Annotated in this window: 18 protein-coding genes; 9 read left to right on the top strand and 9 right to left on the bottom strand. The window is 67.8% G+C overall.

Features of this window, described 5'->3' with window-relative positions:
• Window positions 1-6 precede the first annotated feature (6 nt).
• Together glyS and rpsT are read left to right on the top strand one after the other, a co-directional pair.
• The gene (gene glyS, locus Q1K70_RS07480) at window positions 7-2100 is read left to right on the top strand and encodes a glycine--tRNA ligase subunit beta (protein ID WP_300157443.1); all 2094 of its coding nucleotides are present in this window, start codon (window positions 7-9) and stop codon (window positions 2098-2100) included.
• 179 nt (window positions 2101-2279) lie between these two features.
• Window positions 2280-2549: a 30S ribosomal protein S20 gene (rpsT, locus tag Q1K70_RS07475; RefSeq protein ID WP_300157441.1), complete on the top strand. Its 270-nt coding sequence runs from the start codon at window positions 2280-2282 to the stop codon at window positions 2547-2549.
• Between the two features lie 141 nt (window positions 2550-2690).
• Here rpsT and Q1K70_RS07470 read toward each other — a convergent pair whose 3' ends face one another.
• Complete coding sequence (locus tag Q1K70_RS07470; protein ID WP_300157439.1) at window positions 2691-3884, bottom strand: glycosyltransferase family 2 protein; 1194 nt, start codon at window positions 3882-3884, stop codon at window positions 2691-2693.
• A gap of 141 nt (window positions 3885-4025) precedes the next feature.
• On the opposite strand from Q1K70_RS07470, the gene Q1K70_RS07465 reads away from it, so the two are divergent.
• Window positions 4026-4547, top strand: a complete 522-nt coding sequence (locus Q1K70_RS07465; RefSeq protein ID WP_300157437.1) for a DUF3828 domain-containing protein — start codon at window positions 4026-4028, stop codon at window positions 4545-4547.
• A gap of 16 nt (window positions 4548-4563) precedes the next feature.
• Here the strand turns inward: Q1K70_RS07465 and Q1K70_RS07460 are convergent, their stop codons facing one another.
• From Q1K70_RS07460 to Q1K70_RS07435, 6 genes are read right to left on the bottom strand one after another with little or no spacing between them, the layout of a single operon-like run.
• The gene (locus Q1K70_RS07460; protein WP_300157435.1) at window positions 4564-4905 is read right to left on the bottom strand and encodes a DsrE family protein; all 342 of its coding nucleotides are present in this window, start codon (window positions 4903-4905) and stop codon (window positions 4564-4566) included.
• Between the two features lie 22 nt (window positions 4906-4927).
• Window positions 4928-5971: a selenide, water dikinase SelD gene (gene selD / locus Q1K70_RS07455; protein WP_300157433.1), complete on the bottom strand. Its 1044-nt coding sequence runs from the start codon at window positions 5969-5971 to the stop codon at window positions 4928-4930.
• The gene (locus Q1K70_RS07450; protein ID WP_300157431.1) at window positions 5968-6192 is read right to left on the bottom strand and encodes a hypothetical protein; all 225 of its coding nucleotides are present in this window, start codon (window positions 6190-6192) and stop codon (window positions 5968-5970) included. Before Q1K70_RS07450 ends, selD begins: the two co-directional genes overlap by 4 nt.
• Window positions 6182-7963: an ABC transporter ATP-binding protein gene (locus Q1K70_RS07445; protein WP_300157429.1), complete on the bottom strand. Its 1782-nt coding sequence runs from the start codon at window positions 7961-7963 to the stop codon at window positions 6182-6184. The genes Q1K70_RS07450 and Q1K70_RS07445 overlap by 11 nt, the downstream gene beginning before the upstream one ends.
• Complete coding sequence (locus Q1K70_RS07440) at window positions 7960-8685, bottom strand: hypothetical protein (RefSeq protein ID WP_300157427.1); 726 nt, start codon at window positions 8683-8685, stop codon at window positions 7960-7962. Before Q1K70_RS07440 ends, Q1K70_RS07445 begins: the two co-directional genes overlap by 4 nt.
• The gene (locus tag Q1K70_RS07435) at window positions 8682-9884 is read right to left on the bottom strand and encodes a pyruvate carboxyltransferase (protein ID WP_300157425.1); all 1203 of its coding nucleotides are present in this window, start codon (window positions 9882-9884) and stop codon (window positions 8682-8684) included. The genes Q1K70_RS07440 and Q1K70_RS07435 overlap by 4 nt, the downstream gene beginning before the upstream one ends.
• Before the next feature lie 153 nt (window positions 9885-10037).
• On the opposite strand from Q1K70_RS07435, the gene elbB reads away from it, so the two are divergent.
• The 5 genes from elbB (at window position 10038) to typA (ending at window position 16369) form a co-directional block, all read left to right on the top strand.
• Window positions 10038-10697: an isoprenoid biosynthesis glyoxalase ElbB gene (elbB, locus tag Q1K70_RS07430; protein WP_300157423.1), complete on the top strand. Its 660-nt coding sequence runs from the start codon at window positions 10038-10040 to the stop codon at window positions 10695-10697.
• 36 nt (window positions 10698-10733) lie between these two features.
• Complete coding sequence (locus tag Q1K70_RS07425) at window positions 10734-11513, top strand: carbohydrate deacetylase (RefSeq protein WP_300157421.1); 780 nt, start codon at window positions 10734-10736, stop codon at window positions 11511-11513.
• A 64-nt stretch (window positions 11514-11577) separates the two neighbouring features.
• Window positions 11578-12759: an alcohol dehydrogenase-like regulatory protein ErcA gene (ercA, locus tag Q1K70_RS07420; protein WP_300157419.1), complete on the top strand. Its 1182-nt coding sequence runs from the start codon at window positions 11578-11580 to the stop codon at window positions 12757-12759.
• Entirely contained in the window at window positions 12731-14449 is a 1719-nt protein-coding gene (locus Q1K70_RS07415; protein WP_300157417.1) for an ATP-binding protein, read from the top strand. The genes ercA and Q1K70_RS07415 overlap by 29 nt, the downstream gene beginning before the upstream one ends.
• 78 nt (window positions 14450-14527) lie before the next feature.
• On the top strand, window positions 14528-16369 hold the full coding sequence (gene typA, locus Q1K70_RS07410) for a translational GTPase TypA (protein WP_300157414.1): 1842 nt from the start codon (window positions 14528-14530) through the stop codon (window positions 16367-16369).
• 628 nt (window positions 16370-16997) lie between these two features.
• On the opposite strand, the gene Q1K70_RS07405 is transcribed toward typA, so the two are convergent.
• A complete protein-coding gene (locus Q1K70_RS07405) occupies window positions 16998-17144 on the bottom strand; it encodes a hypothetical protein (protein WP_300157412.1) in 147 nt (48 codons plus the stop codon).
• Window positions 17145-17319: 175 nt separating this feature from the next.
• Entirely contained in the window at window positions 17320-19053 is a 1734-nt protein-coding gene (gene ade / locus Q1K70_RS07400) for an adenine deaminase (protein WP_300157410.1), read from the bottom strand.
• A 56-nt stretch (window positions 19054-19109) separates the two neighbouring features.
• On the opposite strand from ade, the gene tgt reads away from it, so the two are divergent.
• A complete protein-coding gene (gene tgt / locus Q1K70_RS07395) occupies window positions 19110-20243 on the top strand; it encodes a tRNA guanosine(34) transglycosylase Tgt (RefSeq protein ID WP_300157408.1) in 1134 nt (377 codons plus the stop codon).
• Window positions 20244-20343 lie beyond the last annotated feature (100 nt).

The following is a 20343-nucleotide window of genomic DNA, read 5'->3' as shown; positions in this document are numbered from 1 at the left end:
AACGACATGCCCCATTTTCTTCTGGAGATCGGATTCGAGGAGATGCCGGCCCGGTTCCTGTCGGGCCTCGTGGACGAGTCCCGGGCCTTCGTCGCCGATACCCTGGCCCAGGCCAAGCTCGACGCCCCGGCCGTGACGTCCTTCGCCACCCCCCGGCGGCTGGTGGTGAGCGTGCCGGAGCTGGCCGAGGCCGCCCGCCAGGAAGAGGAGCTCGTCACCGGCCCGCCCGAGAAGGTGGGCTTCGGCCCGGACGGCGCGCCGACCCAGGCCGCCGTGGGCTTCGCCAAGGGCCAGGGCAAGGACGTGGCCGACGTCTTCGTCATGGAGACCGGCAAGGGCCGCTACCTGGCCCTCAAGAAGACCACCGGCGGCCAGTCCGCCGCCGAGCTGCTGCCGGCCGTCTGCCTGGATCTGGTCAAAAAGCTCTCCTTCCCCAAGCGCATGCGCTGGGGCAGCCGCGATTTCGCCTTCGGTCGGCCGGTCCACTGGTTCGTGGCCCTGCTGGGCGAGGCCGTCGTCCCCTTCGCCCTGGACGACATCGCCTCGGGCCGCGAGACCCGGGGCCACCGCATCATGGGACCGGGGCCCTTTTCCGTGCCCGCGGCCGGGGACTATTTCGCCATCATCCGCGACCAGGGCAAGGTGATCCTCGACGCCAAGGAGCGCGAGTCCATGGTCCGTTCCCAGGCCGAGACGCTCGCCCGGGAGGCCGGCGGCACGGCGGTCGTCAACCCGTCGCTGCTCGTCGAGGTCACGGGGCTCACCGAGCATCCGGTGGTCATCCTCGGCCGCCTGGATCCCAAATTCCTGGACGTGCCCCGTGAGGTGCTCATCACCAGCATGGAGACGCACCAGAAGAGCTTCGCCGTGGAGGACGGCAAGGGCGGCCTGCTGCCCGTGTTCCTCACCACCCTGGGGCTGGCCCCGGGCAACCTGGAGCTCGTGCGCCGGGGCTGGCAGCGCGTGCTGACCGCCCGCCTGGAGGACGCCCGCTTCTTCTGGGAGGCCGACCTGGCCACGGACCTCGAGACCTGGCAGAAAAAGCTCGAAAGCGTGGTCTTTCTGGCCGGCCTTGGCAGCGTGCGCGACAAGGCCCGCCGCCTGGAACGCCTGTGCGGTCTGGTCGCCGAGATGGCCGGCAAGCCCGAGGTCATGCTTGAGGCCTCCCAGGCCGGCGGGCTGGCCAAGGTGGACCTCGTTTCGGACATGGTGGGCGAGTTCGCCGAACTCCAGGGCGTCATGGGCGGCATCTACGCGCGCCGCAAGGGACAGTCCAAATCCGTGTCCCGGGCCATCGCCGAGCAGTACCTGCCGGCCGGGCCGGACAGCCCCGTGCCGCCGACCCTGGCCGGCGCGATCCTGTCCATCGCGGACAAGGCCGACACCCTGGCCGGCTGCTTCGGCCTGGACATGGCCCCCACCGGCGCGGCCGACCCCTACGCCCTGCGCCGGGCGGCGCTCGGCATCTGCCGCATCGTCATTGAGCACGGGCTGCGCCTGGACCTCATGGAATTGCTGCAAGCGGCGCTCGACGGCTACGGCGACGTCAAATTCAAGGTGGACCGCACCCGGGTGTTGGCCAAGCTCCTGGACTTCTTCGGCCAGCGCCTCAAGGCCTACTTCACGGGCCGGGGCTTCGACACCCTGGTGGTGGAAGCGGCCGCCGGCGCGTCCTACACCGACATCGCCCAGCTTGCCGCCCGCATCGACGCCCTGGCCACCTTCGCCGCCAAGCCGGACTTCGACCAGGCCGTGCTGACCTTCAAGCGCGCCGCCAACATCATCCGCAAGCAGGGCGTGGGGGCCGGCGTGCCGCTGACCGGCGCGGTCAAGGCCGCGCTTTTGGCCGAGCCGGCGGACAAGGACTTGGCCGCGGCCTGCGAGGCCGTGTTCCCGCGCTACGACGCCCTCTTCGACGCTGGCGACTACCCGGCCGTGCTCGACCTCCTCTATGAGCTGCGCCCGGCCGTGGACGCCTTCTTCGACAACGTCATGGTCATGTGCGACGACATGGACGTGCGCCTCAATCGCCTCAATCTCCTCAAGTCACTGGTCGACCGCCTGGGCCGCGTGGCGGACTTCGCCGCGCTGCAGGTCTAGGGAACGGGAAGAAGGAAGAGGGAAGAGAAGATGCCTCCGGCGGCCAGGAGGGGCGACGGCCCCTCCTGGACCTCCCGAAAGGGGGGGAATATGGGGGAGAGCGTATTTATTGCTTGACGGGGTGGAGTTATCGAGATAGCTAACTCTGCTTCAGCGAACACTACACGGAGGAACGATCCTTGGCCAACCATAAATCCGCCATCAAACGGCACCGTCAAAGCCTTTTGGCCCGGGCTCGCAACCGGGCGGTGAAAACCCGCGTGCGCAACGTCATCAAGGCCGTGCGCGTCGCCCTTACCGCCGGCGACGCCGCCGCCGCCGAGACCGCGCTGCTGGCCGCCACCAAGGTCCTGGACAAGGCCGCCACCAAGAAGGTCATCCACTGGAAGACCGCCGCCCGCAACATTTCCCGCCTGTCCACGGCCGTCAACAAGAGCAAGCAGGCCTAAGCGCCAAGCGCCCGGCCAGTCTGTTTTCGCCCGTCGCGGTTCGCCGCGACGGGCTTTTTGGCGTTCGGGTCATGGTCATGGCCGGGACCGGACCACGGATCGCTGATCGTCATGCGGTCGGAGCGGGTGCGCGAACCGCGTTCAGTAGGCGGCGTCGCTTAACAACGTCCTGATTTCCGCAAGGATGGCGGCGCATTCTTCCTTGAGGTCTGCGTCCACGCCGTTGAGCCGCCACAGCAGATAGCGGGCCGTGCGCCGGGCCTCGTCGCGGTCGCCGCAGAGTTGCTGCACGCGAAAGAGCGTGGTCAAATTCTCCACCGTCTGCTCGATGCGAAGGGAGGTCGCCAGGGCGGACAGCGCCTCTGGATGCCGCCCGGCCCGGGCCAGGACCAGCCCGCGCAGGCTCCAGGCGGCGCTGGCTCCGTTGTGGGCCACGACGCACTCCCGCGACAGGGCCTCGGCCAGATCGAGGCGGTTTCGCGAAAGGAGCAAAGCGATCTTTTCGCTTTCGGCGCCCAGGTCCGCCGTGTCCGCCGCCCTGACCGGACCGCCGTCGCACACGACGCGCACGGCCGGGGCGAAGCGCGCCATCTCCGTGTCCTCGACCGAGCAGTAGCCCAGCTGCTGCTCGAAATCCCGCATGGAATGCCGGAACTGGTCCGTGGTCATGTCGCCCCGGCCGCGTTCGACTTTCTCGGCGAACTCCTGCCGCGAGCGGAAGAAGTAGTGGTTGAGCTGGATGCGCGCGTTGTGGTGGGGGCCGTAGGGGCCGGGCAGGGGGAAGCCGCGTTCGCTGACGCAGTGCCGCCCCGGCGCGTAGGCGAAATGGTGCGGCGAAAGCGGCCCTTGCACGTAGGCCGGCCGCACGATGCTTTTGATGTGATGGTTGGTGGGGAACTCGTAGGGGGCGCGCCTGGTGAAGGCCTCGATCAGCAGGCCCGGCGGCGGCGTTTCGTGGCCGCTGGAGCCGAACATGACCCAGTTGACGCCAAGGCCCGCGAACTCCTCGAAATCCGTGAGCACCTGGCGCAGGTCGTCCTCACGGCGGGGGAGGAGGAACTCGTCCACGTCGATGCAGGCCAGCCATTTGGTTCGCGGGCCGTGGACCTCCAGGCAGTGGGCGTAGGCCTCGAGCTGCCGGGCCGGGCCGGGCAGCTCGTGGACCACGATGTCGATGCGGTCCGTCAGCGGCGCAAGGGTTTCGGCCAGGGGCAGGCGCGAGCCGTTGTCGTAGACCACGATGCGCTCGACGCCGCGAAGCGCGTGAAAGGCCGCCCACTCAACGATGCGGGCGTTCTCGTCCTTGGCGATGCAGCACAGGGTCAGGTAGCGCATGGAACCGTCGGCATTGTGTTTTTTTCTCTGTAGACCGGAGCCGCGATTTGTTCAAGGGCACAGCGGGAAAAGCCGCTGCGGCATGACAGGCGAAGCGGCTTTGGCTATAGGGAACCGTATCGCTTGATCCGGGAGGCTCGTATGACGCGCGGCATTTTTCTACCCACGGCATTGGCCATGGGCCTTGCCTTGTTGCCCCTCCCCAAAACCGCCGCGGCCGGCGACGTCTCCCCGAAATCCTGGCATCAGCCCGAAACGGACGCTGAAAAGGCTTTGGCCAAGGTGCTGCGCCTTTCGGAAAAAGACCAGAATCTCCTGGAATTCGTGTTGCGTACACCGTTTTACAAAGCCAAGGCCGGCAAGGGATATGCCCGCTTCTTCACCCGGAGACTTTTATCCGACATGGCGGCCATGGAGCGGGCGACGGTCAGGGAGAATTGCCGTGGCAAATACCTCCCCGGCGAACTCTGCGGCACGGATCACAATCCGTTGACCTGCGCCCAGGATGCGATGGAGGGGTATCTGTTCATGACCCAGTCGCAGGATGCGACGCATGCAGCGATCGCCTACCGTTGGCCGACGGAAACAAAAACCGCCGCGCGATACGATCTCGTGCATGAGGACGGGGTGTGGAAACTGGATCGCGTGCGCTGCGGGCCGTGAGGCGACGGACGTCCTGTCAGGGCTTGATGTAGGCGAACCCCTTGCCCTGGAGGTCCACAAGCTCCACCACGCCGGCCGGCACGATCTCGCAGGCCGGGTGGAGCGCCTCCGGGGCGACGTCGAAATGGCGCATGGCGTTTTGGCACACGCGCACCCGCAGCCCCTTGGCCGCCAGCTCGCCGATGCCCTTGGCGTGCTCGCCGTCGGCGGTCATGAGCCGGATGGCCGCGCCGTTGACCAGCAGCACCGCCGTGCAGCCCTCGTGGGGCAGGGCGGCGAAGTAGTTGGCAATGTTGCTCAGCGCCATATTGAGCGCCGCCGCGTCCTGGTCCACGTGAAAGACCACGTCGAAATGCATGGGCGTCCTCCGGGTTCCTTCTTCACACGAGGCGCAGCCGCGCCATCCCTTCCCGCGCCGCGACCACCCGGCCGACGACCACGGCCAGGTCGCCGGCGTCTTCGAGCATGCGCCGGGCCTGCGCCACCTTGTCCTCGGGCACGGCCAGCACCATGCCGCCCGAGGTCTGGGCGTCGAAAACGAGGTCGCGCCGGATGGGGTCGATCCCGTCGGCCACGGATACCGTATTGGCGCAGTGCTCGCGGTTGGCGAAGCTCCCGGCCGGCAGCATGCCGAGTCCGGCCAGTTCCACGGCCTCGGGCAGCAAGGGCACGGCGGCCACCTCGACCTCCACGGCCACCTTCGAGCCGGCCGCCATCTCCAGCAAATGCCCGCCCAGGCCAAAGCCGGTCACGTCCGTGGCCGCCTTGAGCTTCAGTTCCCGGATGACCCGGCCCGGAGCGGCGTTGAGCCGGCCGGCCCAGCGGAAAAGCAGGTCTTCGAGGGCCTGGGCGTCGCCGAAGCCGCCCTTGAGGGCCGTGGCCAAAACGCCTGTGCCGAGCGGTTTGGTCAGGATGAGCACGTCGCCCGGGGCGAGCCCCGTGTTGGAGGCGAAGGCGTCCGCCTCGACCAGCCCCGAGACGGCCAGGCCGTACTTGATCTCCTTGTCCTCGACGCTGTGGCCGCCGGCCGGCACGGCCCCGGCCTCAAGCACGGCCTCCAGCCCGCCGCGCAGGATCTCGGCCAGGATTTCCCGGTCCATGGTCTTTATCGGGAAGCAGACGATGTTCATGGCGGCCAGCGGCGTCCCGCCCATGGCGTAGACGTCGGACAGGGCGTTGACCGCGGCGATGCGGCCGAACCGGAAGGGATCGTTGACGATGGGGGTGAAGAAATCCACGGTCTGCACCAGCCCCCGCCCGTCCGGAAGGCGCACCACGGCCGCGTCCTCGTTGACGCCGCTTGCGGTCAGCAGCCGAGGATCGGACACGGGCGGCAAGCCCTGCAAGACGGCCTCCAGGTCCCCCGGGGCGATCTTGGCCGCTCAGCCGGCGGCGGTGACGGTCTTGACCAGCTCGATGCTCATGGCTGCTCCTTTTGTTCCGTGGCGATGGCCTGAGAAAGATCATGCACCAGGGCCTCCCGGTCAAGGCCGAAGCGCGCGGCCAGCCCGGAAACGGTCTCGAAGAGCCCCTGGCAGAGGATGCAGCGGCCGGCCCGGCCGTCCCAGGCCCGAAAGACCGCCTCGACGGCCGGATGGGCGGCCACGAGGTCGAGGACGGTGGCGGCGTCGGGATCAAAGGTCAAGGGGCGACTCCAGGCCGCTTTGCACGGCCCACATGCCGGCATAGACCCCGCCGGCCGCGATGAGGGCCTCGTGGTCGCCGCGCTCGACCACGTACCCGTCCACGACCACGAGGATCTCGGCGCACTGGCGCACGGTGGAAAGCCGGTGGGCCACGGCCAGGGTGAGGCGGCCCTCGCGGAAGGCGTGGAGGTTTTGCTGGATGACGGCCTCGGTGCGGGTGTCCACGGCCGAGGTGGCCTCGTCGAGGATGAGCACGGCCGGGTCGCGTAGGATGGCCCGGGCCAGGGACACGCGCTGGCGCTCGCCGCCGGAAAGCTTCATGCCGCGCTCGCCGATGAGCGTGTCGTAGCCCTGGGGCAGCTTCATGACGAAGTCGTCGGCCCCGGCCACGGCCGCAGCCCGGCGCACCGCGGCCAGATCGGCCTCGGGCCGGCCGAGGAGAATGTTTTCCGCCACCGTGCCGTGAAAAAGAAACGCCTCCTGGGACACGTAGCCGAGCAGGCCGCGCCAGCTTTTGAGCGTGAAGGCGTCAAGCGGTTCGCCGTCGAGGAGGATCGCGCCGCCCGTGGGCTCGTAGTAGCGCAAAAGAAGCTTGACCAGGGTGGATTTGCCCGCGCCCGTGGGGCCGACCACGCCCGTCACCTCGCCCTGGCGCAGGGTGAGGCGCACGCCGTTTATCACCGGCCCGCGCGAGGGGTAGGCGAAGCGCACGTCCCGGAATTCGATGGCACGCGGTCGGTGGTCGAGGACCGCGGCCCCGGGCTTGTCGGCCACGCGGGGGACCACATCCAGCAGCTCGGCGATGCGCCCGGCCGCGGCCTCGGCCCGCTGGATCTGGTTGATCAGCATGCCGAAGACGAAAAGCGGCAGCACCAGGCGGGCGGCGAAGAGCACGAAGGTGGTGTAGTCGCCGACGGTCGGCCCGTGTCCGCCGGCCACCAGGTAGCCGCCGCCGGCGAAGACCGCGCCGAAGGAGATGCCGGCCACGGCGTAGATGGCCGGGATGAAGCGGGCGCGCTCGCCCTCGGCGGCGATGGCCTCGTCGCGGTAGCCGGCCGAACGGGCGGCCACGGCGGCATGGAGCCTGTCTTCGGCGGTGTAGGCCTGGATGACGCCCATGCCGGCAATGTTGTTCTCGAGCAGCCCGGCGATGGCCCCCACGGCCCGGCGCGTCTCGCGGTAGCGCGGCTGCACCCGGGTGACGAACCGGCGCACGGCGAAGATCGCCAGGGGGAGCGGCATGAAAAGCAGCAGGGCCAGCCGCCATTCCAGGAAGAACAGGTAGCCGTAGATGCCGAGGAACGTGACCACCAGCCGGATGATGGAGGTGGAGGCGTCGGTGAGGAAGCTCTCCAAGGTGTCCACGTCGGCCACGACCACGGACATGATGTCCCCGGTTTGCCGGTCCTCGAAAAAGGCCGGGTCCAGGGACTGGAGGTGGCCGTAGAGGGCCATGCGGATGTCGTGGCGGGTCTTCTGGGCCATGGCGGCCAGGATGTAGTCCGACCCGCTCTGGAAGACGGACAGGAAGAGAAAGCTCGCCAGGATGGCCAGGCCGTAGTGGACGTAGACGGCGGGCGCGGCCTGGCCGGAAGCGGCCACGTCGATGACCCGGCCGGCCAGGGCCAGGGGCAGCAGGTCGCAGACCCGGGCCAGGATATTGAGCACGAGCCCGGCGGCCAGCGCCGCCTTGTACGGGCGCAGGAAAGCGTAAAGCGTCCAGACGTGGCGACCGAACAGGGGGTGGGCGGATGCGGCGGCGTGTTTCATAACAGGAGGAGCAGGGCGGCGTAGCCCGCCGCGCCCGCGGCGAAGGCCGGGAAGTTGCCCGAGCCGTCCAGGGGAATTTCGTCCTTCATGGTGTTCATGACCACGCCCCCGGCCAGGAAGGCGAACAGCACGGCCAGCACGGCTTCGTGGACGCGAAAGACTACACCGAAAGCCCAGCCGGCCACAACCGCCCCGGCCAGGATCTTGCGGCCGAGCCGCCGGTAGGCGGCCGTGAAATGGCGGCGCAGGCCGTCGTCGTTGGCGGCCATGTGCAGGGCCATGGCCGCGCCGTAGCTGGCCAGGCTCGCCAGGCCGGGGCGCTCGCGGTTGACCAGCAGGTAGCCGATAAGGAAGTTGTACAGGGCGAAGGAGACGAGGTGCAGCCGGAAGACCCCGGAGCCTCGGCCCACGGGCGGTCCGTCCCGTCCGCCCCGGGCGGCCAGGGCGGCGCGCTCCAGGCCGTAGAAGACCAAAAGCCCGGCCAGGGCGATGAGAAAGACGTGGCGGTCGAGCACGGCGACCAGCGCCCAGCCCGTGCGGCGCAGGGTCTCCTGGCCCTGGCACAGGTCCGGAAAGACGTGCACGAAGACGTACGCCGCGGCCGCGCCGCCGGCCAGGGACAGCCAGGGGCTTCGCGGCGCGTCCAGGGCCGGGGCGAGCAGACGCACTTCGAGATGGACGGCGGCCAGGAGCAGGGCGAGCAGACCCGTGGCCAGGATCACGCCGCGCCTTTCCCCCGGGCCATGGCCGCGGCCCGGCGCAGGAGCGCCTCCTCGTCGGCCCATTCCGACGGGTCGGCGTTTTTGACCAGCCGGCTGGCGGCGGCCAGTTCCGCCCCGGAAAGGGCGATGCCGAGTTCGGTCAGACGAAGGGCCAGGGCGGCCTTGCCGGACATGGCCGAAAGGGGCAGGCGGATGCCCTCGGCCCCGACCGTTTCCGGCCGAAAGGGCAGGTAGGTGTCCGGGTGCTTGAGCAGACCGTCCTGGTGCACGCCGGCCGAGGTGGCGAAGACGTTGCCGCCGACCACGGCCTTGTTGGCCGGCAGCGGCACGCCGGAAAGGCGCGAGACCAGCCGGCACAGAGATGTCAGCCGGGCCGGGTCCACGCCCACGGCCCGTCGGTACTGCCTTGCGTGCAGCCGCAGGGCCATGACCGTCTCTTCCAGGGCGGCGTTGCCGGCCCGTTCGCCGATGCCGCCCACGGTCAGGTGCACGATGTCCGCGCCGGCGGCCACGGCAGCCAGGGTGTTGGCCGTGGCCAGGCCAAGGTCGTCGTGGAAGTGCACCCGCAGCTTGACCCCGCGCGGATGGGCCAGGGTGACGAGCATGCGCACCCGCCGTTTGACGGCCTCGGGCGTGAGCACGCCCAGGGTGTCGGGAAAGCCGATGCCCGTGGCCCCGGCGTCCATGGCCACGCCGTAGGCCCGGCGCAAAAAGGCCGGCTCGGTGCGGCTGCCGTCCTCGCAGCTGAAGGTCACCTTGTCGAAGCGCCGACGGGCCTGGACCACGGCGGCGTCGATCATGCGCAGGCACTCGTCCTTGGACTTGCCGAGCTTATAGCGCCGGTGCAAGGGGCTCGTGGCCAGAAAGACGCCCACGCCGCGCCGGTCGGGGTCGGCCTCGGCCAGGGCGCGCCAGGCGGCCTCGATGTCGCCGGCCACGGCCCGGCACAGGACCATGACGCGCGGCACGTCCGCCTCGGCGCAGATGCGCCGCACCGCCTCGACCTCGCGTTCGGAAACGGCCGGAAAGCCGGCCTCGACCACGTCCACCCCGGCCTCGGCCAGGGCCTTGGCGATGGCGACCTTGTCGTCCACGGAAAAATGCACGCCGGGCATCTGCGCCCCGTCGCGCAAGGTGGTGTCGGAGATGATGAGCGGCCTGTCGCCGCTCCGGGAGGATTCCTTAAGGAAAGTGGACATGCGCCCTCTCATGCGCCCTTTTGGCCCCAAAGGCAACGCGGCGCGTTTCCTGGGGTTTTGGTGAACCCGGCAATTTGACGAAGCCCGGGGCAAAGGGTAAGTTTTCCAGGTTTGGTGGGAGAAAACAGCCTTTTTCAGGCGGGAGGAAGCCCTATGGCCACCATCGGGGTCATGCTGTCCGGTTGCGGCGTCCTGGACGGGTCGGAAATCCACGAGGCCACGCTGACCTTGTATTTCCTGAACAAGGCCGGCGCCAAGGTCGTGTGCCTGGCCCCGGAAATGGATGTCGAGGCCGTGAACCATGCGACCAAGGCCCCGAGCGGCCAAAAACGCAACGTCCGCGTCGAGGCGGCCCGCCTCGCCCGGGGGCCGGTGGCCGACGCGGCCGAGGTCCGCGCCGCCGACCTCGACGGGTTGATCCTGCCCGGTGGCTTCGGCGCGGCCAAGAACCTGTGCGATTTCGCCATAAACGGGGCCAAAGGCACGGTTTTTCCTTCGGTCGCCGCCCTGATCCGGGCCATGCACGCCGCGGGCAAGCCCATCGGTGCCATCTGCATCGCCCCGGCCGTCCTGGCCCTGGCGCTCGGCGAATTTTTCCCGGAACTGACCATCGGCGACGACCCGGGCACGGCCCAGGCCCTTGAGGTCGCCGGAGCCAGGCACGTGGTCCGGGCCGTGGACGAAATCCAGGTGGACGCGAAAAACAACCTCGTCACCACCCCGGCCTACATGCTGGGCCCCGGCATCGCCGATATCGCCAAGGGCATCGAAAAGCTCGTGGACGCGGTGCTCGCCCGGGTCAAGGCCGCCTAGCCCGGCACGTCATTACATAAGGGACGAGGAGGGCAGATGCGCCGGCTTTTCATCAATGCGGACGATTTCGCGCTCACCGAGGGCATAAGTCTTGGCATCACCCAGGCCATGGCGGCGGGCGTCGTCGGCGGGACCACGGCCATGGTCTGCGCGGCCGGCGGCGTTTCGCGTCTTGCCCGCCTGGGCGGCGCGCTTTCCGGCCGGGTGGGGCTGCACCTGCAGCTCACGGGCGGCGCGCCGTGCCTGCCGCCGGACGTCGTGCCGAGCCTCGTCGGCCCGGACGGCCGGTTCCCCCGGAAAAAGATCGACGTGGCCGCCGTCTCGGCGGACGAGGTGCGCTGGGAATGGCGCGCCCAACTGGCCCGGTTCCGCGAATCGGGCCTGGAGCCGAGCCATCTGGATTCCCACCACCACATCCACAAGCGGCCGGACGTGTTTCCGGTCTTCCTTGAGCTGGCCCGGGAGCTGGGCGTGCCGGCCCGGGCGCTCTCGGGCGACATGCGCCAGGCCCTGGACGCGGCCGGCGTGCCCCATGCCGATGGCTGCCTCACGCGCTTCTACGGCGAGGAAGTCACCTGGGAGACCCTGCTCTGCCTCGTGGAGGCGGCCTTCGCCGACCTCGGCGGAGAGGGGACCGTGGAGGTCATGTGCCACCCGGGCCATGCCGACGCCGCTCTCGCGGCCATCAGCACCTACGCCGACGGCCGGGAGCGGGAGCTCGACGCCCTGACCGGTCCGGAACTGGCCGGGGCGCTGGCCGCCCGGGGCATCGAATCCGTCGGCCCGGCGCTTGTCGGGAAGCCCCCAACGGCTTAAGAGGGCGTTCCCGCGACGGCCCGCCAGGGAAGGCCGCCGCGCAGCCACGCCGCCGGGAGGAGACATGCCGCAACGACTTCTGCTTTCCCTGCGCAAGTTCGTCGCGCCGGAATTCGTCTTCGGCCGGGGGGCGTTGCGTCTGGCCGGCCGTCAGGCGGCGGGCCTTGGCGTGCGCCGCGCCCTGCTCGTGGCCGATCCGGGCCTCTTCGCCTTCGGCCTGCCCGAAGCGGTCGCCGAAAGCCTGGAAGCCTCCGGCATCGACTACAAGTTTTTCACCGAACTCTCCTCCAATCCACGGGACCACGAGGTCATGGCCGGAGCGGCGGCCTTCGAGGACTGCTCCTGCGACGCCCTGGTGGCCGTGGGCGGCGGCTCGGCCATGGACTGCGCCAAGGCCATCGGCATCATTTCGGCCAACAAGGGCCATATCCTCGATTTCGAGGGCGTAGACAACGTCCCGCGGCCGGGTCCGCCGCTTTTGTGCGTGCCGACTACGGCCGGCACCGGGGCCGAGGTCTCCCAGTTCGCCATCGTCACGGACACTACCCGACGGGTCAAGATCGCCATCGCCAGCAAGACGCTGGTTCCCGACGCCGCGCTCATCGACCCCGACGTGACTATGACCATGCCCCGGGAACTCACGGTCAACACCGGCCTCGACGCCCTGACCCACGCCGTGGAGGCCTACGTCTCCAACGCCCACGGCCCCATGACCGACCTGCTGGCCCTGGAGGCGGTGCGGCTCATCCGCGCTCATCTGGCGCGCGCCGCCGAGGCTCCGGACGATGTGGACGCCCGGGGCGGCATGCTCCTGGCGAGCCTTTATGCCGGCATGGCGCTCTCCAACGCCATCCTGGGCGCGGTCCACGCCATGGCCCACAGCCTCGGCGGGCTGCTCGACCTGCCCCACGGGCTTTGCAACGCCATCCTCCTCGACCATGTCGTGCGCTTCAATTACGAGGCCGAGCCCGGCCGCTACGAGGCGCTGGGGAGACTGCTCGGAGCGCGCTGGGACGCGGCCGCGCCGATGGTGGAAAAAAAGACGGCCGTGCTCGATGCGATCATCGGCTTCAAGCGGGAGCTCGGCGTGACCCAGGGGCTGGCCGACATCGGCGTCGCCGCGACGGACATCGCCGCCCTGGCCCGAAACGCCATGGCCGACCCCTGCCTTCTGACCAACCCCAGGCAACCGAGCCTCGACGACATCGTGGCCATCTATGAAGAAGCCAGACGCGCCGGCGCCTGACGCCGACGTCCGCCGGGCCCGGCTGCTGGGCTTCGGCGAACAGTCCGTCAGCAAGAGCTACTACCCGGAACTCAAGCGCCGTCTCGACGAGCTGGAGCGCTTCCGTTCCCTGCTCGACCAGACCGGGGAGGGCATCTTCCTCGTGGATGCGGTCACAGGGCGCATCGCGGACACGGCCGGCGCGGCCGCCTTCATGCTCGGCCGGCCGCGGGAGGAGCTGGTGGGCCGGCTTTTCGCCGACTTCTGGCCCGCCGAGGCCGTGGAGCATCTGCGCGGGCTTTTCTGCGGCGATTTCGCGGCCGGCCGCATGGAGACGGTTTTGTCCGGGCCGGGCGGCAAGGCGGGCGGGCTGTCGGTGGAGGTAACCTTCCGCCTGGCCAGCGGCGAGGACGGGGCCATCGCCGTCATCGTGGCCCGGGACGTGACCGAACGCAAAAAAAACGAGCTGGCCCTCAAGCGTGCCGAGGAGAAATACCGCAGCATCGTGGAAAACGCCGCCGAGGGCATTTTCCAATCGACGATGGAAGGGCGGCTGGTCAGCGCCAACCCGGCCATGGCCGCCATTCTCGGCTACGCTTCGCCCCGCGACCTCATGCGGCACATCAAGAACATCGTGGAAGAGGTGGTGCCCCACGAGGAGGACCGGCAGCGCATCCGGTCCCAACTGGCGCGCTACGACGAGGTGAAAAACCTCGAGATCGAACTGCGCACCAAGTCCGGCAGCCTGATCTGGGGGCTCATCAACGCCCGGCGCATCCGCGCCGCCGGCGTCGAACCCGAGCGCTTCGACGGTTCGCTCCAGGACGTCACCATGCGCAAGAAGGCCGAGCAGACGCTCCAGCGCTACCAGGACGAACTGGAGCAGCGCGTGGCCGAGCGTACGGCCGAACTCACCCGGACCAACGAGCGCCTCACCCACGAGGTGACCATCCGCAAACGGGCCGAGGAGGCGGCCGAAGCGGCCAACCGGGCCAAATCGGACTTTCTGTCCATGGTCTCCCACGAGATTCGCACGCCCCTGACCTCGGTGCTGGGTTTCGCGGTCATCATCGAAAAACGCCTGGAAGAGCTCTTTGAAAAGATCCTCGACGACGACCCGCGCCGGCGCCGCCAGGCCGGCCAGGTCATGGACAATCTGCGCATCATCGTGTCCGAGGGCGAGCGCCTCAAGCACCTCATCAACGACGTGCTCGACCTGGCCAAGCTCGAGGCGGGCCGGATGGAGTTCAAGAGCGAACGGGTGGACCCGGCCGAGGTGGTGCGGCGGGTCATGTCCGCCTCGGCGGGCCTTTTAGCCACCAAGAAGGGCGTTTCCCTCAACACCCGCATCGAGGGCCGCCTGCCCGAGGTCGCGGGCGACCGGGACCGGATCATCCAGGTGCTGGTCAATCTCGTCTCCAACGCGCTCAAATTCACAGAGCGCGGCTCGGTCACCTGCCGGGCCCGGGCCGAGGGGCATTACCTTGTCGTTGAGGTGACGGACACGGGCATCGGCATTCCGGAATCCGAACAGCACAAGGTGTTCGAGAAGTTCAACCAGATCGGCTCGACCCTGACCAACAAGCCCAAGGGCACGGGACTGGGGCTTCCCATCTGCAAACACATCGTGGAGTCACACGGCGGTCGCATTTTCTTCGTATCAAAGCCCGGCGCGGGCAGCACCTTCACCTTCACCCTGCCGATTGCCTAACGCCGCCCGTTGCGGTATGTCCCCGCCCCGGCGCGGCGAAGCCCCGCGCCGCCAACGTTTTCTCAAGGAACCCCCCGCATGAGCCAGAAGATCAAGAACGAAGCGCTGCGCAACATCGCCATCATCGCCCACGTCGACCACGGCAAGACGACCCTCGTGGACCATATGTTCCGTCAAAGCGGCCTGTTCCGCCAGAACCAGGAAGTAGCGGACCGCATCATGGACAGCATGGACCTCGAACGCGAACGCGGCATCACCATCGCCGCGAAAAACTGCGCCGTCATCTCCGGCGGGGTCAAAATCAACATCATCGACACCCCGGGCCACGCCGACTTCGGCGGCGAGGTGGAGCGGGCCCTGTCCATGGTGGACGGCGCGGTGCTTCTGGTCGACGCCTCCGAGGGGCCGCTGCCCCAGACCCGGTTTGTGCTCAAAAAGACCCTGGACCGGGGACTGCCTGTCATCGTGGTGGTCAACAAGATCGACCGCAAGGACGCGCGTACCGAGGAAGTCCTAAACGAAATCTACGACCTCTTCATCGACCTCGACGCCTCCGAGGAGCAGCTCGAATTTCCCGTGCTCTACGCCATCGGCCGCGAAGGGCTGGCCAAGGAGACCCTGGAAGGCGAGGGCAAGGATCTCCACCCCCTTTTCACGCGCATCCTGTCCACGATTCCGGCCCCGTCCCACGATCCGGACGAGCCCTTCCGCATGCTGGTCTCCGACCTCGGCTACTCCGACTTCCTGGGACGGCTGGCCGTAGGCCGGGTCATCTCGGGCACGGCGCGCATCAACCAGACGCTGGTGCGCATCGACGAGAGCGGGGCGGCCAAGCCCCTTCGCGTCTCCAAGCTGCAGGTCTACCAGGGCCCGAGCCTGACCGAGACCGAGGAAGCCGAGCCCGGCGACATCATCGTGCTTTCCGGGGTCGAGGAAGTGACCATCGGCGACACCATCTGCACGGCCGACGCGCCCAAGGCCCTGCCGCGCATCCACGTGGACGAGCCGACCGTCGCCATGCGCTTCGCCATCAATTCCTCGCCCTTCGCCGGCCGGGAGGGCAAGTTCGTGCAGTCGGCCAAGCTGCGCGAGCGGCTCTACAAGGAGACGCTGCGCAACGTGGCCATCCGCGTGGAGGAGACCGAGGACAAGGACAGCTTCACGGTCAAGGGCCGGGGCGAATTCCAGATGGCCATCCTGGTCGAAACCATGCGCCGGGAAGGTTTCGAGCTGTCGGTGGGGCGGCCGGAGGTCATCTTCAAGACGGAAGGGGGGGTGAAGAAGGAGCCCATCGAGCACCTTTTCATCGACTGCGACGAAGCCTTTGTGGGCGTGGTCACGGAAAAGCTCTCCATCCGCAAGGGCCGGATGCTGAACCTCGTCAACCACGGCTCGGGCCGGGTGCGGCTGGAATTTTCCATTCCGTCCCGGGGCCTTATCGGCTACCGCGACGAATTCCTCACCGACACCAAGGGCACGGGCATCATGAACTCGTCCCTGGAAGGCTACGAGGAATACCGGGGCGATTTCCCCAGCCGGTTCACGGGTTCCATCGTGTGCGACCGCGAAGGCGTCGGCGTGCCGTACGCCCTTTTCAACCTGGAGCCGCGCGGCCGGCTTTTCATCACGCCTGGAGAGCCGGTCTACGAAGGCATGATCGTGGGCGAACACAACCGGGACAACGACATCAACGTCAACCCGTGCAAGGAAAAAAAGCTCACCAACATGCGGGCCTCGGGCAAGGACGAGAACGTCATCCTGTCGCCGGTTCTGCCCATGACCCTGGAGCGGGCGTTGCACTTCGTGCGCGAGGACGAGATGGTGGAGGTGACGCCGGTGTCGCTGCGCCTGCGCAAGACCGTGCTTTCGGCCAAGGACCGGCACACCCTGGACGGGGCCAGGAAGAAGGACAAGGCCTAGGCCGCCGGCCGCACAAGGAACTCCAAAGCCCGGGTGACCGGGCTTTTTTTTATTGTTGTCGCATAGTTAAATAATAACTTTTAATAATAGATAGTTACGTTATGCGATCGTGATGTCGCCAAAGAAAGCAATACGCGAGCGCTTAACCGATGTCTTTCAAGCCTCAGAACTCGCATGGGCAACGAAACGGGTCGGTTGCCGGCGGACTCCCGAAAGCCGAGGAAAATCGAGCTCCGGGAACCGGCTTGAGCGCAGGCTTTTGGAAGTGGCCGAGAACAATTCAAAGGACTGCGGCGAATTGTTTCCTCGTTGGGCAAACAACCGACTTGGCCGTGAAGCGTAGTGCCGAGCGTCTCGTATGAGGCTGCGATCCAGGACGAGACGGGCAAGGCATCCAGGAGCCGATCCGGCGCGTGGGGCAGAATTTTCCTGGCTGTGGCAGTGACTGACGGAGTAAAGTTAACATAATTTACATTATGAGACAAGTGCGGAGACAGGCAAGGAACGGCCCGGCGCCTGCCCGCAGGCCCCGACGCCTTGGACAATGCCCCTGCCGTCAGGAAAAATCAGGGAAAACGCCGTGCCGTCGCAGCCAACTCTCCGCCACCTGGCGGACTTCCGGCAGGCATCAGCGTCCCGAGGGATTCGTCTCGCCGCACCGGCAGCCGCCGGCGGATTTCGCCGCGATGATGCGCTCCAGGATCAACGACCGGCCATGGGCCAGCACATCCGCCTCGATGTCCCGGGCTGTGTAGCCGAAACAATGACAAATCAAATCGTTTTCAATATTCATTATATAACAGTATGTTGAAGTTTATTTTTGCCCGATGGCCCCGGTCGCGTCGCCTCTCCGTCCCTTTAGCCTGAGAAAGCCAGTGTTTCGATGACGATATGTGACATAAATTGAAACACATAATGTATTACAATTCGATTTATTCCGCTTGCCAGGGCTACACGAACAAGCCGACCCGGGAAAAGGTCGTGACGTCAAAAAGTCCCTGGTCCGTGAGCTTGAGCGACGGGATCACCTCCAGGGACAGAAAGGACATGGCCATGAACGGATGGGCCGGCGCGTCGGGCGCGTTTTCCGACACCTGCCGGTAGGCCTCGCCCAGGGCCGCGAGCTGCGCCGTGACAACCTCCAGCGGCGCGTCGCTCATGAGCCCGGCCACGGGCAGGCGCACCTGGGCGAGCACCTTGCCGTCCGCGACCACGGCGAAGCCGCCGCCCGACACCATGAGCGTGCGGGCCGCCAGGGCCATGTCCGCGTCGCTTACCCCGGCCACGATCAGGTTGTGGGCGTCGTGGGCCACCGTGCCGGCCACGGCCCCGCGCTTGAGCTTGAGTCCGGAGACGAACCCCAGGCCCAGGTTGCCCGTGGCCTTGTGGCGCTCGATGACCGCCAGCTTGGCGAGGTCGCGCGATGGGTCGGCCACGGCCAGGCCGTCGCGGATGCAGGCGTCGACCACGCGTTCCTCGGTGACGATCTGGCCCGGAACAAGGGCGATGACGCGGTGGCGCGCCCCGATCGCCTGAATGGCCAGGCCGGCCTCGGTCAGCTCGCCGCCGACGCGCATGGCCCGGGGCGGCGTCAGGCAGGAATGGTCGGCGAACTCCCAGTCGCCGAGGTGCCGGCCGGCCAGGAAGACGTCGGAAATGGCAAAGGAGGACAAGTCGTCCACGAGCATGAAGTCCGCCCGGAAGCCCGGGGCCACCGCCCCCCGGCGGCGCAGGCCGAAATAGCGGGCCGGATTGATGGAGGCCATGGCCACGGCCCGAAGGGGCGGCACGCCGCGCGCCACGGCCTGGCGCACCAGGGCGTTGAGGTGCCCTTCCCGGCTCAGGTCCACCGGGTCGCGGTCGTCGCTGACCAACGAAAACTGGGCGCTGTTCTCCGCCGTGACCAGCTCGATGAGCGTATCCAGGTTCTGCTCGGTGCTGCCCTGGCGGATCATGACGTGCAGGCCCCGGCGCAGCTTCTCCCGGGCCTCCTCCAGCTCCGTGCATTCGTGGTCCGAGCCCGGCCCGGCCGTGACGTAGGCGTCGAGCGCCCGGCCGGTCAGGCCCGGGGCGTGGCCGTCCACGACCTTGCCCTGGGCGGCGCGCAACTTGCGCAGCATGTCCTCGTCGCCGGCCACTACGCCGGGATAGTTCATGACCTCGGCCAAGCCCAGGATGCGGTCGGGATAGCGCGCGAGCATGGCCGCCACGTCCACGGCCCCGAGCCGCGCCCCGGAAGTGGCCATGGTCGTAGCCGGCACGCACGAGGGCATCATGAAATAGCAGGTCACGGGCAGGTCGCGGCTGCAGGCCAGCATGTATTCGATGCCGGAAAGCCCCAGCACGTTGGCGATCTCGTGGGGGTCGCTGACGACGGCGCAGGTGCCGTGGGGAGCCACGGCCTGGGCGAAGACCGGCGGCGAAAGGAGCGTCGATTCGATGTGGATGTGGCCGTCGATGAACCCCGGGCACAGGTAGCGCCCGTCGGCCTCGAACACGCGCCGGGCCTCGCGGCCGGAAAAGCCTACCACGACGCCCTCGGCCACGGCCACATCGGCCGTGTGGATCTCGCCGGACAGGACGTTGAGCACACGGGCGTTTCTGACCAGCAGGTCGGCCGGGGCGTCGCCCCGGGCCACGGCCAGGCGGTGGCGATACACCGCAAGGCTTTCGGATTCGGACATGGAGGCTCCTTGGGGAAGCGTTGAGTCCCGGAGAAAAATTGCTTATATCATGGCACATGAACGTACCAGGAACTTTTGTCCTTGGCCCCGGCGACGGCTCGGCCAGGACCGGACGGCTGACCACGGCCCACGGCGAGATCGACACCCCCGTCTTCATGCCCGTGGGCACCCAGGGCACGGTCAAAAGCCTGTGCCCCACGGATCTGCGCGACCTCAAGGCGCAGATCATCCTCGGCAACACCTACCACCTCTACCTGCGCCCGGGCGACGAACTGGTGGCCAGGCTCGGCGGCCTGCACCGCTTCATGGGCTGGGACGGGCCGATATTGACCGATTCCGGCGGCTTCCAGGTCTTCAGCCTGTCGGGGCTTCGCCGCATCACCGAGGAAGGCGTGACCTTCTCCTCGCACATCGACGGCTCCAAGCACCTCTTTTCGCCGGAAAAAGTCGTCTCCATCCAGCGCAACCTGGGCTCCGACGTCATGATGGTGCTCGACGAATGCGTGCCCTATGGCGCTGACCGGGCCTACACGGAGAAATCCCTGGGCCTGACCACCCGCTGGGCGGCGCGCTGCCGGCAGGCCCATCCGGCCGGCGACCGGGGGCAACTGCTCTTCGGCATCGTCCAGGGCGGCTTCTTCAAGGACCTGCGCGCCGAAAGCGCCCGGCAGCTCATCGACCTGGACTTCGAGGGCTACGCCCTGGGCGGGCTGTCCGTGGGCGAGAGCCGGGCCGAGATGTACGACATCCTGGGCGACGCCGCCCCCCTGCTCCCGTCCGGCAAGCCGCGCTACCTCATGGGCGTGGGCGCGCCGCGCGATCTGCTCGCCGGCATGGCCGCCGGCATAGACATGTTCGACTGCGTGCTGCCCACGCGAAACGCCCGAAACGGGACGCTTTTCACCACCAAAGGCAAGGTCAACATCAAGCGGGCCGAATACCGCGAGGACGACTCCCCACTCGATCCCGACTGCCCCTGCTACGCCTGCCGGACCTTTTCGAAGGCCTATCTGCGCCATCTCTACATCGCCAGGGAGCTCTTGTCGTACCGGCTCAACACCCTGCACAACCTGACATTTTTCTCCCAGATGATGGAGCGCGCCCGCCAGGCCATCCGCGAAGGCCGTTTCGCCGCCTTCCGGGCGTCCCTGGAAGCCGTCTACCCGGAAGACGAAGGAGAAGAGGCATAATTCCAAAGCCCTCTTTTCACCCAAGTCATCTTAAAATGCGGCGCTTCGCCGCTGGCGCCCGGGGTCAGGGAATTGGCCCGGACGTGCTGGCCGGCTTTGC

This window comes from Solidesulfovibrio sp. (assembly GCF_029978005.1).
Taxonomy (GTDB): domain Bacteria; phylum Desulfobacterota; class Desulfovibrionia; order Desulfovibrionales; family Desulfovibrionaceae; genus Solidesulfovibrio.
Note: the sequence above shows the minus strand (reverse complement) of the source record. Positions and strands in the feature narration are given on the sequence as shown.

Coding starts and splice junctions, on each gene's coding strand:
- Q1K70_RS07465 (WP_300157437.1), top strand. CDS start 4,026: ATGACGCGCGGCATTTTTCTACCCACGGCATTGGCCATGGGCCTTGCC.
- elbB (WP_300157423.1), top strand. CDS start 10,038: ATGGCCACCATCGGGGTCATGCTGTCCGGTTGCGGCGTCCTGGACGGG.
- Q1K70_RS07435 (WP_300157425.1), bottom strand. CDS start 9,884: ATGTCCACTTTCCTTAAGGAATCCTCCCGGAGCGGCGACAGGCCGCTC.
- ercA (WP_300157419.1), top strand. CDS start 11,578: ATGCCGCAACGACTTCTGCTTTCCCTGCGCAAGTTCGTCGCGCCGGAA.
- Q1K70_RS07460 (WP_300157435.1), bottom strand. CDS start 4,905: ATGCATTTCGACGTGGTCTTTCACGTGGACCAGGACGCGGCGGCGCTC.
- Q1K70_RS07415 (WP_300157417.1), top strand. CDS start 12,731: ATGAAGAAGCCAGACGCGCCGGCGCCTGACGCCGACGTCCGCCGGGCC.
- typA (WP_300157414.1), top strand. CDS start 14,528: ATGAGCCAGAAGATCAAGAACGAAGCGCTGCGCAACATCGCCATCATC.
- tgt (WP_300157408.1), top strand. CDS start 19,110: ATGAACGTACCAGGAACTTTTGTCCTTGGCCCCGGCGACGGCTCGGCC.
- Q1K70_RS07470 (WP_300157439.1), bottom strand. CDS start 3,884: ATGCGCTACCTGACCCTGTGCTGCATCGCCAAGGACGAGAACGCCCGC.
- ade (WP_300157410.1), bottom strand. CDS start 19,053: ATGTCCGAATCCGAAAGCCTTGCGGTGTATCGCCACCGCCTGGCCGTG.
- glyS (WP_300157443.1), top strand. CDS start 7: ATGCCCCATTTTCTTCTGGAGATCGGATTCGAGGAGATGCCGGCCCGG.
- Q1K70_RS07425 (WP_300157421.1), top strand. CDS start 10,734: ATGCGCCGGCTTTTCATCAATGCGGACGATTTCGCGCTCACCGAGGGC.
- Q1K70_RS07445 (WP_300157429.1), bottom strand. CDS start 7,963: ATGAAACACGCCGCCGCATCCGCCCACCCCCTGTTCGGTCGCCACGTC.